11 protein-coding genes are annotated in these 15878 nt (G+C 53.9%); 2 read left to right on the top strand and 9 right to left on the bottom strand.

The features are described from left to right. Position 1 precedes the first annotated feature (1 nt). Both J2Y43_RS12420 and J2Y43_RS12415 read right to left on the bottom strand, forming a co-directional pair. On the bottom strand, positions 2-1012 hold the full coding sequence (locus J2Y43_RS12420; RefSeq protein WP_309982913.1) for a FecR domain-containing protein: 1011 nt from the start codon (positions 1010-1012) through the stop codon (positions 2-4). A gap of 12 nt (positions 1013-1024) precedes the next feature. Then, positions 1025-1666: an RNA polymerase sigma-70 factor gene (locus J2Y43_RS12415; protein ID WP_309982910.1), complete on the bottom strand. Its 642-nt coding sequence runs from the start codon at positions 1664-1666 to the stop codon at positions 1025-1027. 113 nt (positions 1667-1779) lie between these two features. On the opposite strand from J2Y43_RS12415, the gene J2Y43_RS12410 reads away from it, so the two are divergent. Further along, on the top strand, positions 1780-2232 hold the full coding sequence (locus J2Y43_RS12410; RefSeq protein ID WP_309982908.1) for a hypothetical protein: 453 nt from the start codon (positions 1780-1782) through the stop codon (positions 2230-2232). Between the two features lie 86 nt (positions 2233-2318). Next, positions 2319-4100, top strand: a complete 1782-nt coding sequence (locus J2Y43_RS12405) for a hypothetical protein (protein WP_309982906.1) — start codon at positions 2319-2321, stop codon at positions 4098-4100. A gap of 6 nt (positions 4101-4106) precedes the next feature. Here J2Y43_RS12405 and J2Y43_RS12400 read toward each other — a convergent pair whose 3' ends face one another. The 7 genes from J2Y43_RS12400 to J2Y43_RS12370 all read right to left on the bottom strand — a co-directional run bounded on the left by J2Y43_RS12400 (position 4107) and on the right by J2Y43_RS12370 (position 15872). Beyond that, positions 4107-6344: a xanthine dehydrogenase family protein molybdopterin-binding subunit gene (locus tag J2Y43_RS12400; protein ID WP_309982904.1), complete on the bottom strand. Its 2238-nt coding sequence runs from the start codon at positions 6342-6344 to the stop codon at positions 4107-4109. Between the two features lie 7 nt (positions 6345-6351). Then, positions 6352-7359: a xanthine dehydrogenase family protein subunit M gene (locus J2Y43_RS12395; RefSeq protein WP_309982902.1), complete on the bottom strand. Its 1008-nt coding sequence runs from the start codon at positions 7357-7359 to the stop codon at positions 6352-6354. After that, on the bottom strand, positions 7356-7991 hold the full coding sequence (locus tag J2Y43_RS12390) for a 2Fe-2S iron-sulfur cluster-binding protein (RefSeq protein WP_309982899.1): 636 nt from the start codon (positions 7989-7991) through the stop codon (positions 7356-7358). Before J2Y43_RS12390 ends, J2Y43_RS12395 begins: the two co-directional genes overlap by 4 nt. 332 nt (positions 7992-8323) lie before the next feature. Continuing rightward, on the bottom strand, positions 8324-10690 hold the full coding sequence (locus J2Y43_RS12385) for a glycoside hydrolase family 95 protein (RefSeq protein WP_309982897.1): 2367 nt from the start codon (positions 10688-10690) through the stop codon (positions 8324-8326). Between the two features lie 83 nt (positions 10691-10773). Beyond that, the gene (locus J2Y43_RS12380) at positions 10774-12597 is read right to left on the bottom strand and encodes a right-handed parallel beta-helix repeat-containing protein (protein WP_309982895.1); all 1824 of its coding nucleotides are present in this window, start codon (positions 12595-12597) and stop codon (positions 10774-10776) included. 572 nt (positions 12598-13169) lie between these two features. Beyond that, positions 13170-14063, bottom strand: a complete 894-nt coding sequence (locus J2Y43_RS12375) for a metallophosphoesterase (protein WP_309982893.1) — start codon at positions 14061-14063, stop codon at positions 13170-13172. Positions 14064-14078: 15 nt separating this feature from the next. After that, the gene (locus J2Y43_RS12370) at positions 14079-15872 is read right to left on the bottom strand and encodes a RagB/SusD family nutrient uptake outer membrane protein (RefSeq protein ID WP_309982891.1); all 1794 of its coding nucleotides are present in this window, start codon (positions 15870-15872) and stop codon (positions 14079-14081) included. Between the last annotated feature and the right edge of the window lie 6 nt (positions 15873-15878).

Below are 15878 nucleotides of genomic sequence, written 5' to 3'. Positions count from 1 at the left end.
TCTAATTGGTGTCAGTTGAATCGGGAATAAGGCGCACCTGGTCGCCGCCGACCAGCACACGCATATCAAGCATTTCGGACAGCACCGACAGCAGTTCATCGGCCTGCCTGGCTTTGAATGTGCCCGTAACCTGCCGGGCCGCGAGTGCGGGATCGGCCACGACGATTTCCAGTCCGAATACCGCATTCAGCTCGCGGCTCGCATCAGCCAGGGTGGTATGGTCGAAATGGAAATGATGTTCTTGCCAAACCGCTGGGTCTTTCAGCTCCGTAACGGTCAGCGGTTGAATGGCGATCTTGCCATCCTGAGCTACGGAAGCCTTTTCACCCGGCTTCATATCAAGTGGCCGGACCATTTCAGCGGAAGAAATCTGCACTTTGCCTTTGCTCAATACCACCTGGGTGCCTCTCTTGCGGGTATACACAAAGAACTCGGTACCAAGCACAGTCACCTTTCCCTGGTCGGGCGTGTGAACCGTGAACGGCTGGTGATCCACCTGGTGCGTAACCACAAAACCAGCCTCGCCTGTGAGGTAAACATCCCTTCCGAGACTGCCGAAGCCCCACCGGAGGAGTTTCAGGTCGGAGTTGGCCAACAGCGATACGCGGCTTCCGTCCCTCAGTTGGATGGTCTGGCTTTCGGCGTAGCCGGTGCGGTAATGCCGGTAGAGGATTGCATCCCTGTAATAATACCCGCCTCCTGCCATCAACAGAACAGCCGCGGCAACGCGTAACCAGTTCCGCCAAGGCGGCGATGGCGAGCCGGCAGCCTCTGCACGGTTGTTGTCGTTGGTAAGGGACGGCGCTTCCAGCAAGGCCTGCACATTTTTAAAGGCCTCCTCTACGTCCGGCAAAAACTGCGGGTGGCTGTTTTCCCATTCCTGTAACCATTCGAAATAGCGCTCCGTGTTTCCCGGTTCGCCCAGCCATTCTTCGATAAGCTGCTTTTGCAGCACCGTGGCCTGGCCGGAGAAATAGGTGAAGAGCATTTCTTTGGACAATGGTGTGTTCATGCTTTTAGTTTGTCAGTTTTGTTTCAATGATCGGCGCAATACACTGAGCGCCTTGGATATATGCCATTCCACGCCCTTTACCGTCACTCCGAGCTTTTCCGCGATTTCCTGGTAGGATTTCCCCTCGAACCTGCTCAGGATAAACACCTTCTGGCACTGCGGGGGCAAAGCCTGGATCGCCCGCTCGACCTGCATATACAGCTCGTCCATTTCCATGATATGGTCGGGCGCAAGCATATCCGAAAGGAAATCGTCGTCGAGCTCCTCCTGCCTGATTTTGTTGAACTCCCAGCGGAGGTAAGTGAAGCATCTGTTGCGCACCGCCGTGAAGAGATAGGCCCGGAAGGTCGTCGCGATGCAGGTATGCAATTCTTTTTTCCAGAAATTGAGAAAAATTTCCGTTACCAGATCTTCGGCGATTTCTTTGTTATACACAAACCTCGCCGCATGGCTGCAAAGCGGCTGGTAGTAGGTCCTGAACAGCAGTTCATAGCCCTTGGCAGCATCCTGCCCGAATGTTTTCCGGATAAAAAACTCCCTGTCAGGCAGTGCATTATCGAGCACGGTTGCGTCCGGCGTCCCCGGCCGCGGGTCGATCGGTCTTTCGGGATTTTTCTCTTCGTCCGGTAAATGTTCGGAAGGTTCGGGCGTCACGGTTCGGGGTTGGGTTTAGGGCTACACCCACAGGACAAAATTTGGAAAGGCTACCCTAGTTGTTCATTAAAAAACTTTCATTTTTTAATTTGCACCCATAAAAATACGATACAATGCGCAAAAGCTTCATCCAAACCAAACCCCACCTCGTACTGCTTCTCGCCTGCCCCATTATGGCTGTCATTGCCTGGATGCGGCGGAATTATTCCGTCGACGTGCAGCTGTACGATACCTTTTACATACTTCGGATCGACTTGATAGCGGAGTTCCTGATTACGATCATCCTGATTACCAGCCTGCTATACTGGCTCACAAGAAACCGCACCGGCTTCCCTCAGCTGACTGCCGCGCACGTACTCGCGACGATCGGCATCGCCCTTTACATCACCAGCACGATGGGCTACCCGCCCAACAACGCCGTGGATACCTGGTCCACATTTTCGCCGCAGCAATACAAAGAGTGGGAAGACATGCGGGTGCGCTTCGTAGGCGCCGTAGTTACGTTCGGAGCTTTTCAGTTATTGCTGGTTGTGAACCTGATTGTGAAGTGGCTAAAAACCGCCTGATAACCCGGGCGTGCCCAAGGATGGTTGGTTGGCAATAGAAAAAAAAATGCAGATAGTTTGGCGGCTTGCATTAAAGCCACGAGCCAATGAACCTGTTCATTTTCCTTGCATTGTCGGCCTTCGTCGGAGGCGTTTCGCTGTTTGCCGCTTACCTGCAAGTCGCGAAATCAGCCGAGCCGGAGTATTCCCTTTCCGGGCCTTTCACATTACGCAAAATCCTGTTTTTCCTTGCATGGGCAACGCCCGTGGTGTTATTCTTCGTGGTATGGGGCATCACCACGGTCAACATTCCTTATCAGGACGACATCGACGCAATCCTGGAATCTACTTCGGCCATAGCGGAGGGAACAGGGTCGCTCCGCGAATTCTGGTCGGCGTTATCCAAGCAGGATGATGAACGTCGGATTGTGGTTGTGAGGTTGGTGGCTTGTGTGATGTACTGGGTAGGCGGATCAATCGATTTTCGCATGATTGCCCTGGTAGGAATCTGCACTTATCTGGTATTCCTCAAACTGGTCTTTACCTGGTTCAAGTCCGAGCCCAATCTTCCGTTGGTGCTGCTTCTGCCGATCCCGTATTTGCTCTTCTCCAACTTCAACTACGTGGCATTGTACCAGGCAATGGTCCCGCTGCAACACATAGCGGTGTACGTCTGGGGATTCGCCAGTATTTGGCTAGTAGCCCGTAATACACGCGCCGGTCTGCTTTGGGGATCAATTTTTGGCATTTTATCCGTTTACTCCGACGTGACGGGCATATTTATCGGCCCGGTGGTTGCCGTGATGTTACTGACCTGCCGCCGGTGGCTGGCGGCAGCGTTTTGGATATTGCTGTTCGGTTTTATCTCCGTATCCTATTTCAACGGGCTGGTAATGCCCGATTTCCGTCCAACCTTCGCCCAAAACTTAGCATCCTGGCCTGACATGCTGTTAATAGCCGTTGCTATGCCCGGCATGATTGCCGACGTGTTTATGGAGGGCAACCAAACTTCAAGATTGATTTGCGCGGCCGGTGCCGGGGTGGTAAGCCTTGCGCTGGTAGGCGTGAGTGCATTCCGGTTCGGCCGCAAGCTCGTGCACGAAAGAGAGGCCATTACACCAAACCAATGGTGGCTTGCCGGTTGCATCCTGTTTTTGATGATCACCTTTTTCGCTTTCGCCTTCGGTCGTGCCGCCAATGGAGCAAACAGCATTTTGTTGAGCAGATACAAACATATGTTTGCATTTTGGGCCATACTCAATTATTTACTCATTATTCAACTGCCGCTATTTCGGCGCACGGCCCGAAGGTACGTGCTCATTTTGCAAGCTGCTGCATTGATCTATTTCGGAAGCAGTTATTTCCAGACCTGGGGTGATATGATCTATTTGCGAAAAACCATTCAAACAGATGCTTATGGCTGGACTAAGAACCGGGAGTTCCCTTCGGCACCCATTTACATTGCCGTAAAAAAGACGGTCGATACTATTTTCGAGAACGCATTGAGAAACAGCATCTACCAGTTCCCCGATCTTCCTTTCGAGTGCCTCAGGCAGGCCAAAGTTCGCGGGACTTCGGAAATTGTGGTCCGTACGGCCGACTTTATTGTCGTAGGTGCAGAAGCGCCGGATATCCGCTGCTCCCCCGACGACGGCATTTACCTGATCATCCATTCCGGCGACGAAATACATATGTTACCCATGCGTCTGCGCAGGAACACGTTTCTCTGCTTCCTGCGCACCGGTCGCTATTATGCCGGCTACTGCGAGTCGATGGCTATGCTGAGACAATATTTGTCCAAAAACAAAAAATATAAACTGACGCTGGGCGTAATCAGCGGCTCGAACCGCTATTTGCTGACTACCGGGAAGGAGGTTAGCACCAGCTGAAATAGCTCAGATCAGCTTGTCAGGCGTAATGGGCAACTCCCGCACGCGCTTACCGGTTGCATGGAAAACCGCATTCGCAATAGCCGCTGCGACACCCACAATAGCGATTTCTCCCAGGCCTTTCGAACCGATGGGGTTGGCCTGCACATCCGGCTTGTCAACGTAATACACTTCAATAGGCGGCACATCGGCGTGAACGGGGATATGGTAGCTCGCAAAATCGGTGGTCACATAGCGGCCGAACCGATGGTCCATTTCCGAATGCTCCATCAGCGCCATACCAATGCCGCCCACAACGCCGCCGATTGACTGGCTGCGGGCGGTTTTATAGTTGATGATCGCGCCCACATCCGCACAGGTGACCACGCGCGTAACACGCACCTCACCCGTGAGCGGGTTCACTTCCACCTCCACAAAATGACAGCCAAACGAATACATCGAGTACTGATCACGCTCCGCACCCGATTTGGATTCTTCGGTCACTTCCAGCTCGTTCAAACGATGGTACTTTAAGATATCGGCATAACTAATTCCCTCCTTGTCATCCTGAGAACTAAAAATCCGACCATTTCTGACAACCACCTGACCTCCGGACTTGAGTCCCTCTGGCATCTCCCCCGCCAAAGCGACCAATTTGCTCTTCAATGCCTCGCAAGCGACATGCACCGCCGAACCCACACTAGGAATTGTGGACGAACCATTCTGGCCGGGCGCATCGGGCAGGGCCGAATGGCCGAGGTCAAAACGTACCTTTTTGGCATTCACCCCTAACACCTTGGAGGCAATGCGCGTCATGGCCGTGCCAGTGCCGGGGCCGATGTCCATCGTCGCGCTTTGCACGATCACCGAACCGTCGGCCTGCATCGCGGCCCGCGCCTTGGATGGGTGCCGGTGGAACCCGTACAGGCTCGACGCCATGCCGTAACCGAGCAGCATTCCATTGCGTTTCACCGATCGCGGCTCGGGCAGCCGGTTTTTCCAGCCGATTTTCTCCGCTCCCAGCTCATAACATTCCCTGAGCGCCTTCGCCGACCACGGCAGATTCCGCTCGGGATCGGATTCTGCAAAGTTTTTGAGCCGCAATTCCAGCGGATCTGTTTTCAACGCATAGGCCAGCTCATCCATCGCCGATTCCAATGCAAACATCCCCGTCGCGTCACCGGGCCCGCGCATCCAGGTGGGCGTGTTCACGTCGAGCGGGAGCAGACGGTAGCGCGTGGCCACGTGCGGGCACGCATACAGCGCGCGCGAGGCGAGCACGGTACGCTCCAAATGCTCTTCATACATCGACGTCTGCCCCGTTCCTTCATGTACAATGCCCGCCAGGCGGCCGTCTTTCGCGGCGCCGATACTGATTTTCTGTTTGGTATAAGGCCTGTAACCCACCGATGTAAACATCTGCTCCCGCCCCAGCACCAGTTTCAGAGGCCGTTTCAACTGCTTTGCAGCCATAACCGCCGCCATCGTGTGCGGCCACACGCGAATACCCGATCCGAATGCCCCCCCAATGTAAGTGGCCACCACCTGCACATTTTCCCTCGGCAGCTTGAATGCCTGCGCGAGTTGTCCCTGTGCGGATTTTACGCCCTGGTTTTTGTCATACACCGTGAGTTTGTCGTCGGCCTCCCACACGGCAATGATCGCGTGCGGTTCGAGCGGCTGGTGATGCTGTGTGGGTATGGTATATTCGGCCTCGATCCTGACATCGGCATTGCGCAACGCCGCCGCGTCGCCGCGCTCGTAATCCTGAAAAGGCGAGTTCTTGGACCGCTGGACATTCAGCGGGATGCCGGAGTGCGCGATGTTTTTTTCAAAATGCGTCCGATGAGGCTCCTGCTGGTAGGTCACGTGCACAAGCGAGGCCGCGTGCACAGCCTGTTCGTGCGTAGCCGCGACTACCATTGCCACCGGCTGTCCGTCGAAATAAATGAGCGAATCATAAAACACGCGGAATGCCGTACCCGGCGGCACGCGCTCCGCAGGCTGCTTTTTGGGAGGCCAGCCCGGTATTGTCATGGCATTCACATGGCTGATCACCGCAAGCACGCCCGGCACCGCTTCCGCTTCGTGCGAATCGATGGCGGTAATGCTGCCCTTGGCAATGGTGCTCGTCACCAACACCGCGTGTAACAGCCCCGGAATCGCATATTCGGCCGAATACGTGGCCTTACCTGTCACTTTTACCGCGCCATCGACACGGCTAAGCGAGGGATCCGACGGATTATCCAACGATTGTCTGTTCATAGTCCGGTCAGGAAATGCCCGTTGCAGCTTTCAAAGCCGCTACGATCGCGTTGGAGGTTAGTTTAATTTTAAATGCATTCTGAGCGGTAGCCTTGGCGCTTTGCATTTCGTGCTCCGCTACTTCCCTGAAAAGCTTTTCCGACGGCGCCTGTCCTCGCAGCATAAGGTCGATGGCCCAGTACCGCCACGGCTTGTGCGCTACGCCGCCGAGAGCCATCCTCGCGTCCCAAATGCGCCCGCCATCCATTTGCAGGGCGGCCGCTACCGACACCAATGCAAAAGCATAGGACGCACGGTCGCGTATTTTCAGGTAATGGCTGTGTTGGGCAAAGGCATTGTCCGTCACCTCAATGGCCGTCACCAGCTCCCCGGGTTGCAGGTTGGTATCCAGCTCGGGTTGCAGCGTGGAAAGCCGGTGAAAATCCTTTAACAGTACCCTCCGCTCCCCGCCCGTGCCGTTGATCACGACCTCCGTGTCCAGCGCAGTAAGTGCCACGCACATGTCGCTGGGATGCACGGCAATGCACGAAGATTTTTCATTTCCTCCAAAGCCGTTCCCTGCGAAAAAGATAGCGTGCGTACGGTTAATGCCCGCTTCCGCCCCACAGCCTGAGCCCGGTTTGCGCTTGTTGCAAGGCAATGCCAGATCATAAAAATAGCTGCAACGCGTACGCTGCAATAAATTACCGCCCACTGTGGCCATATTGCGCAGCTGTCCCGACGCCCCCGCAAGCAAGGCCTGTGCGAGCAGCGGCTGGCGGCTCAATACGCTTTTATGCTTTGCTACATCGCTGTTCAGGGCCAACGCACCAATGCGGAGGCGATCGTAGCGGTGTTCTATTTTCTTTAATGGAAGATGATTGATATCGATCAGCTTCGACGGCGACGCAATGCCGCGTTTCATCAGCTCGACCAGGTTCGTACCGCCGGCCATGTACTGCGCTTCGGGGTAATCGGCGGCCATACTGATGGCTTCCGCAACGGTTTTGGGGCGGAGGTATTGAAATGGCTTCATACTTTCACTCCCTCCTTTTTGACTTCCAGAATGGCATCCACGATGTTTGGATAGGCCCCGCAGCGGCATAAGTTACCGCTCATGTACTCCCGCACTTCCGCCGCCGAGCCCGCGTGCCCCTCGCGTATACACGCAACGCCCGACATCACCTGCCCCGGCGTGCAATACCCGCATTGGAAGCCGTCGTGCTTGATAAACGCCTCCTGCAACGGGTGCAGCTTCTCCCCGTCCGAGAGCCCTTCGATGGTCGTCACTTTCGAGCCGTGCTGCATAACCGCGAATGTCAGGCAGGATAATGTCCTCCGACCGTCGACATGCACGGTACAAGCCCCGCATTGCCCGAAGTCACAGCCCTTTTTGGTACCGGTAAGGCCCAGATTCTCGCGGAGCAGGTCCAGCAATGTCATCCGCGGATCGATAGAAATGCGCTTGCGTTTTCCGTTAACCGTCAGTGATAGTTTTACCTTGACCGCATTGCCAACAGGCCCGTCGTCGGGCGCCACGGCTGCGTACAGGAAGTCCGCCGGCGCCATGGAAAGGCCTGCGAACAACATGGATTGTTTCAGAAAAAAACGTCGGTCTTCGTTTTCGGCGTCGGGCGGAGTAGCGTCGTGGTCGATGTCCATCGTCATTCAGTTCAATTAATATGTTTAATAAGGGAGGTTGGCGTGGGATTTACCGGTTGAAGGGGGTCAGGAATGGTCAGGGAGTTGTCAGAAGTAGTCACGTGTGGCCGGATATATCCAAATTCACGCCGCGGGTGAATGTCGTCAGGCATATAATATTGGTAGCAAATGTTGCGGTTTGGCACATTAAAAATGCCGTGAGGCATGCAACAACAATGCTTCGTTGTTACATGCCTCACGGCATTTCGGATATATCGTGTGCAGGCTCGCTGCTACCGATATTTCACCGCTACGCGATTTTGGTGCTGCATTCGTGCATCATGTTTTTCGAACACTCGCTATTTAAAATCGCCGGCGTTCCAAGTCTTCGACTTTCCTGCGGCGAGTTCTGCATTGAGCGTCTTATTTCCATATTTCAAGACACGTTTCTGCGCGTTGGGCGAAAGCAGCGTCACGGATTTCAATTTACCATTTTCCCAAACCTCGTCCACGGTTACATTACCACGTGCTTTCAAACCTCTGATGGAACCGGTGGGCCAGGCGTCGGGTAATGCGGGAAGGAGTTCGATCACCCCGGTTTGCGATTGGAGGAGCATTTCGGCTACACCCGCGGTAGATCCCATGTTACCGTCGAGCTGGAATGGCGGGTGCGCGCAAAGGAGGTTGGCATAAGAACCACCGCCGTCGGCCATATTGGTACCCTGGTCGGCTACTGGCCGGAGCACGCTTTTGAACAGCTTGTGCGCACGGTTACCATCCTGCAAGCGCGCCCAGAAGTTCACTTTCCATGCCAGCGACCAGCCGGTACCATCGTCGCCGCGGGCGTTCAGGCTCACGCGTGCCGCTTCGGCTTCGGCCGGGGTTTGGGTAATGGAAATCTGCTTGCCCGGATGCAATGCATACAGGTGCGAAACGTGGCGGTGGTGGCTGGTGGAGTCGTCGACATCCTCGCGCCATTCCTGCAACTGTTTCCAGCGGCCGATCTGCAACGGCAATATCTTGTCGCGGGTAGCGCGGGCCTTTTGCGCAAAATCGGCGTCGATACCCAGCAGGGCAGCGGCTTCGGCGGTGTTGTTCAGCACGTCCCAGGCCATTTCGTGGTCCATGGTAGCGCCGGTGGAAATGCCTCCGTGCTCGGGCGAGTACGATGGCGAGGATACCAGGCGCCCTTTGCCGTCATTGCTCAGGTAATCCATCCAGAACTCCGAGGCCTCTTTCATGACCGGATAGGCCGTATTTTTCAGGAACACCTTGTCGTTGGTAAATGCATAATGCTCCCACAGATGCTGGCAAAGCCACGCCGCACCACCAGGGAAAAAGCCCCATGGAAAATCCCAGCCCGGCGAGGTGTAACCATAGGCATTCAGCATTGTGTTGACGATCCATCCTTTGGCATTGAAAAACTCCTTCGCCGCCAAACGGCCCGGCTCCACGATCGACTGCGTGAAATCCATCAGCGGCAAATGGCACTCCGAAAGATTGGTCGCCTCGGCCGGCCAGTAAAGCATTTGTATGTTGATATTCGTGTGGTAGTCGTTCGCCCACGGCGGGTTGGTGCTGTCGTTCCACTTACCTTGCAAGCTCATAGGCATGGTACCCGGGCGGGTCGACGAGATCATCAGGTAGCGGCCGTACTGAAAGTATAGCTCTTCCAAACGGGTATCGGGCTGGCCAGCCGAATAGGCCTTCTGACGCTGGTCGGTAGGAAGTGCCGGCGCAGTGGCATTGCCCAGCGTCAGCGCCACGCGGTCGAATAGGCCGTGGTAATCCTTTTGCTGCTCGGCCAGCAATGCGGCGTAGTTTTTGCCAGCCAACTTCGCCATGGTTGCGGCGTTTGCCTTTTTATAATCATTTCCTTTATAATCAGGGAACTTCATCACGTAATCCGTCGCCACGGTGTGGATCAGGACGATGGACTTGGCACCGGTCACCGTCAGCACGCCGTTGGTAAAAGCGGTTTTGCCGTCGGTATCGATACGGTAAACGGTTTCGAACTCCTGGTGGTTGTCTTTCAAATGCCCGCCAAAGGTGTACTGGTTTTTAGCAAACTGCTCATAATCTTTGGCATGAGGTGTTTCGAAACGGATGGAATAGGTTTCGGGCGTCGAAGAGGTGAATTTGTACACCATCGCCTTCGAAGGATAGTTACCGAAATAGGTCCTTTCAAAATGACTGCCGCCTGCGTCGTAGCTTACCTTACCCAATGCATCGGAGATATCCAGCTCGCGGCGGTAATTCTGCACGGTGCCTTTGGCAGGCAACTTAATGAACAGGTCGCCGACCGTTTGCTGCGCACCGAAATCGGAAGACGGGGTATTCTCTTTTTTTTCATGAATAACGCCCGTCAGCTCCTTGTTCGCCAGAGCATGGGCTTCTTTCATTTTCCCGGCAGCGAGCAGCTCGCGTACCTGCGGCAAATATTTGTAAGCCTCTTTTTTTAAACCAAAATTATATTCGGCATTCGCCCCTTTACCACCTGACCACAAGCTGCCTTCCGAAAACTGAATGCGTTCCTCGTCTGTTCCGCCAAAAAACATGGCACCCACGTAGCCATTACCGATCGGCAATGCCTGGGTCATCCATTCTTTGGCTGGCTGGTTGTACCAGAGCGACAAAGGTGCAGGTTTGGGTTTGGGATCGGGCTGCGCTTGCAGCGGACTGAATGCGGTAACGGAACAAACGAGTAGTCCTAGAAATGTTTTCATCACTGGGGTTTTGGCAAATAATAATGGTAAAATTAGATGCCGTTTTTGAATTAAAAAATGGACTTTTTGACAAGCACCGGCCGCTATTCAATCGTCAGCTTAGGCGAGCCGGTAACTTTTACATTGCTTTTGAGCATGTTTTCCAGCTTGATATTCTTGCCCAGCACCTCTCCTTCCAGCTTCAAACCCGAAACCTCCACCTCAGAGCAGCCATTGAACCAGAACATATTATGGTTACCCGATTGAGGTGTGAGCTCCGTCGTGCGGACGATCCGGTTGTTACCAAAAACCAATCCGCGGGTACTCTTGGCAAACAGCACGGGATAATCAAATGTATTAAAAGTATTACCCTCGATCCGAATGTTGAAATGAACCGGTTTTTTGAAGTCGGCTACTTTGTTGGACGGGTTAATGGCGATGATCGCATTGCCCGGCCCTCCCTGGTAGGCGCAGTCGATGAACTCGTTGTTACGAATGGTAACATCGCGCACCGCACCCGACTCGTACCAACCCTCCGCGTCCGCCTCGATCAGCACGGCGCTCATGCCGGTACGGAAAAAGGTATTGTTTTCGATTACGGCCTTGCGCGGGGTCGTGAGCAGCACGCCGCGGGTGTTGGTGCGGGTAAAGTAGTTTCGGCGAATGAGCACTTCCGGCGTCCAGGTCATGTTTTCGACACAATCGTGGTCTTCCAGCGTCGCCGGAACAGGCTTCTCGAAGGTTAGCAGTATTTCGCGGTCGTTCAAACGGTCAACCGTTTTGACCACCCCGTTGGCAAACCGCTCCATGGAAGCCGAGTGCACGAATGCCACCGTGTCTGTGGGAAAAAATGCGTTGAAACCGTAGCTCTGCCCGTGCATGAACCGCACTTTGAGTGAAGTGGCATCGGGCTTGCCCACAATGCGCAGGTTGGTCCCATGTACGTTGATCGGGTCGTCGTGCGCGCCCGAGAACCGGCAATCCTCGACAGTAACTTTACCGCGGCATCCCGAAAAATGCATAAAATCAGCAGACGAGGCGATAATACGGCCCGTTTCCGGTCGCGGTGCGCAAGTGACGCGGCGCATGGTCACGTTTTCGGTGTACTGGCTTACAATGCCCAGGCCGTGCATATAATGCATGCCCACATCTTCGAGCGTCACATTTTTGCATTCGCGGATATGCATGCCTACCTGGTCGCGGATAATGTCGCGGACGGTGAGAATGTTACCTCGTTTGGGCGTAACGCTGGTGTTGAAACGCACCCGGCGCGGGACGACCTCCATCGCCTGTGCATTCGCATAAGGTTTCCAGTCGCTGTAACGCATGGTTTTCAAGGTAGTATCAAACTCTACCGCGTGGAAATGCGTCGTTTTCCAGCCTTCTCCAAAAAATTCCAGCTTGCCGTCGCGGATTGCGTAGCGGGCATCGCGCTGGATAGCCAGTTCAACTTCGCCATCGGAAGCATTCGCATACCGCATTTCCGACATGGTCGGCCGCTCAAAATCGACGTGTATATTTTGAAGCTTCACGTTTTCGCAATGTTCCAGTACGATCGTCGTCATTTTGCCATGAAACACAAACAATGCACCGTTGCCGTCGACTGTCAGGTTCTTCGCATTGCGAAAGAGCATTCCGACCGTCCTGATTTTAAGTGAGTCCTCCTTTTCGGTGGAGGTATTGGAAATAAAATACTTTTCGCGGATAGCGCCATCAGGCCAGAAATCGTACCGGCCTTTCGGAAACGTCAGGGTTGTCTTCCCGGTACGGATCGCCTCATCGATGACCTGCTGAATGCGGACAGTGACGTTTTCGTAAGTGTCGGGATGAATGCCTGCGTCGACCACAGAAACCGTTTGTGCACGGGAAGGATTAAGCAGGAACAGCGCGCAGAAAAGCGCAGTGTAAAAACGGTAGAGCAAAGGCATTAGGGTCAGGAATGGTCAGTTGTGGTCAGGAATGGTAAATCAGGACGCAAAACTAGGTCAAAATTGAGATAGTTTATGCAAAAAAGAAGCGCGGCGTTCTTTTTTGTCAGGTGTAGTCAAGGGTTGTCAGGTATAGTCAGGTGAGGTCAAGTGTTGTCAAGTATAGTCAAGTGTTGTCGGGTATAGTCAGGTGTAGTTGGGGTTAATCAAAAAGATTATCCGAAATTATCGCGTGCAACGGGGCAGGACAATGCATTGACGTAAAAATACCACCGCAATCGCGTAGCGATGTAATGTTGGTAGCAATCGATTGGAATGGTGTATTTCAAAAATGCCGTGAGGCATGTAACAACAGCGCATTGTTGTTACATGCCTCACGGCATTTTTGGCGAAACCGGATTCATCGCGTCTTCTACCAATATCACATGCCTAACGGCATTTACTACTGGTCAAAACAACACTTGACAACACCGGACCACACTTGATCACACCTGACAACTCATGACCATACCTGACCACACCCGACCATACCTGACCATACCTGACCACACCTGACCACACCTGACCATCAACTAGTAAGCATGTGGATAATAGGTATTTGCCACCCGCCCATCCGCAAACAATTCGAGCAACGCATATCCGGGAGGGGTTTCCTGGTAATAGTTAGGTCCGGCGGATTCCGCATCGCCCTTTTCCCACCAGAAACCGCTCATAGCGCCGTTGCAGCAGTACTGAACGCCATTGTACTCGGTATGGTCCTGCAAATGCTGGTGCCCGCTGAGACAAATCCGCACCTTATCGCGGTGTTTGTAGAACAGGTTTTTGAGCTTCTTATAATCCGAATGCCCTCCCCCGCCCGCGAGCATAGGCGTAGCACCCAGGATCGGGTAATGCGACATCAGGAGCACGAATGTGCCCGGTGCCAGTTTGGCCAGGTCGGCTTCCAGCCATTGATATTGCTCATCGTCCAGTGAAACATGCTCATTATTGCCATCGAGGATCACGAAATGCCAGTTTTTTCGGGTAAAACTGTAATAACGGCCCGGTGTTTTGAGCCGCTTCACCACATAGTTTTTACCATACATTTCATCTTCTTTGGAAGGCGCCGCCCACCAGGGATCGTGGTTACCGATGCAGCTGTGGATTTCATAGCCCTTTAAGGTAGCCGTGCATTCGTCCCAAAGCTTCCAGTAACCCAGCATGGTTTCGCGGGTAACGTCCTTGTAATCTGCGGCATGAATAGAGTCGCCGCCATTGAGGAAAAAATCAGGCTTGTGCTTCAAAACATCGGCGAGGCATTTTTTGAAACGGTTGGGTGCATCGTCGCCCGCGCGGATATGCACGTCGGTAATGTGGGCGATTTTCAGTACCGGCTTATCGGCAACAAGCCCGGCATTTGTGGCCGGGCCTGCAACCGAAGCAGCCGTGAGTAATCCGGTATTACGGATCCAGGAACGTCTGTTCATTGTATTGATTTTAAATTAATTCCATCCAAAAACCTGCTTCAACTTCGGGTTCAGCAACATTTCCTTTTGAGGGACAGGTCGGTAATAGTATTTAGGGTCTTCGAATTTGCGTACAGCCGTTTCGGTCACCATCGTACCGCCGGCATTGCCGTTTTTGAGGTACACGGTCACGTCCTCGCCGATAGCCCCCGCGCGGTAGTAGATCAGCACCACACCGAGGCTGTTCTTTTCTTTTTCCTTTTCGTCGGGGATCGTTTTCGATTTGTCGATGAGGATAATATCTTCCACGCCGTCGCCCGTCAGGTCGTATTTACCCAAGCCTGAGAAATACATTCCTTCCGGAATCACCGTCAGCAGCTTACCCGCCTGCCAGCGCATTACATCGTTGAAACGCTGGTTTTCGAATGCAAATTCCACCCTTCTTTCACGACGGATCTCGAAAATAACACCGCGGTTGGCACCGGTAACGTTCGGGTATTTCTGCACCATCACCGGGTCGGGGCTACCGTTGGCCGCAGCCAGTTTCAGATCGGGCATTCCCACACGCGCACGGATCAGGTTCACCGATTTATCCAGATCATCCTGCGTAAGCGTTCCCAATTCCGCTTTCGCTTCGGCATAGGTCAAAAGCACCTCGGCATAGCGGTACACGGGCACATCCACGCTGTTCAGGATCACATTGTCGGTGGAATTGATGTAGCCCTTCAACTGGTGGTAACCGGTAAAGTTCTTGTTCAGGCGCAAAATGTAGGGAGCGGTTTCCGCTGCGCGTACCCAGCCAGGGTACACGAGCGTCTGCGCGAGGCGGGGATCGCGGCCCTGGAACTCCTTCACAAAACCAAACTGCTGATACCCCTGCACATCGGTGAAGCGGGTACCGTCTTTCATCAGGTAAGTCTGCACGAGGTCACGCGACGGAGCCTGTTCGTAATCGCCGAACACGGTACTGTTCACATTCTGGCTGCGGTCCTTCGTCTGATCGAATGCATTCGCCAGGATCACTTCCTTGTTCGAGCTCAAATCCTGGCTGTTGAACAACGCCGCATAATCCGCATTCGGTTTGCCGGTATTATAAATCGAAAACTTGTTCGACGCCATGATTTCGGCCGAAACCGTCGCTGCCGTTTCCAGGAACTTGTTGGCACTCGCTTGGAGGTTCAGCTCAGAGTGGTATTTCCGGTAAGTACCTTCGTACAATGCCGTACGGGCATACTGCGTCATCACCGCCCATTTGCCGGGCGTTCCGGCAGTCACCGACTCCCGTACATTGGCCGCCGCAAAAGCGAGGTCGGCCATTACGCTGTCCATCACAACCGCACGCGGGTCCTGGGTTTTGTAAAGCTCCTCGTCACCCGGGTTCACCGTTTTCGAAAACCAGGGAACATCCGAAAACCGGCCCACTTTTTCCAGGTAGAACTGCGCACGATAATAGCGGGCAATACCGGCATAATGCGCTTTCACGTCGGAAGTTGCAGTGGCCTTGTTATAGTTGTCCAGGAAATAATTGATGTTCCGCAAGCGGCCCCAGTCCCAGCCGCCTGTGATGGTCTGCGAGCTTGGAGAGCCCGTCATCACCACTTTCATTTCCACTGCGCCCGTTGTAGCCGCATTGTCGGTGCTCTGGTCGTTGAGGTAAGTGCCGTACATGTCGGGCATGCTCAGCAGCCCGTTGACGTACAATGCGAGGTCGCCCTCGTTGGCAAAGAACACCTCCGGCGAAATGGAGGTCTGCGGCAGTTTTTCGAGGAAATCGTCGTTGCAGGCGCTTGCACCGGTCAACAACGCCAGTAATAATATATGCTTTTTCATTTCAGG

Source organism: Dyadobacter sp. BE31, assembly GCF_031457695.1.
Lineage (GTDB): Bacteria > Bacteroidota > Bacteroidia > Cytophagales > Spirosomataceae > Dyadobacter.
The sequence above is the reverse complement of the archived record's forward strand: the minus strand, read 5'-3'. Positions and strand labels throughout refer to the sequence as shown.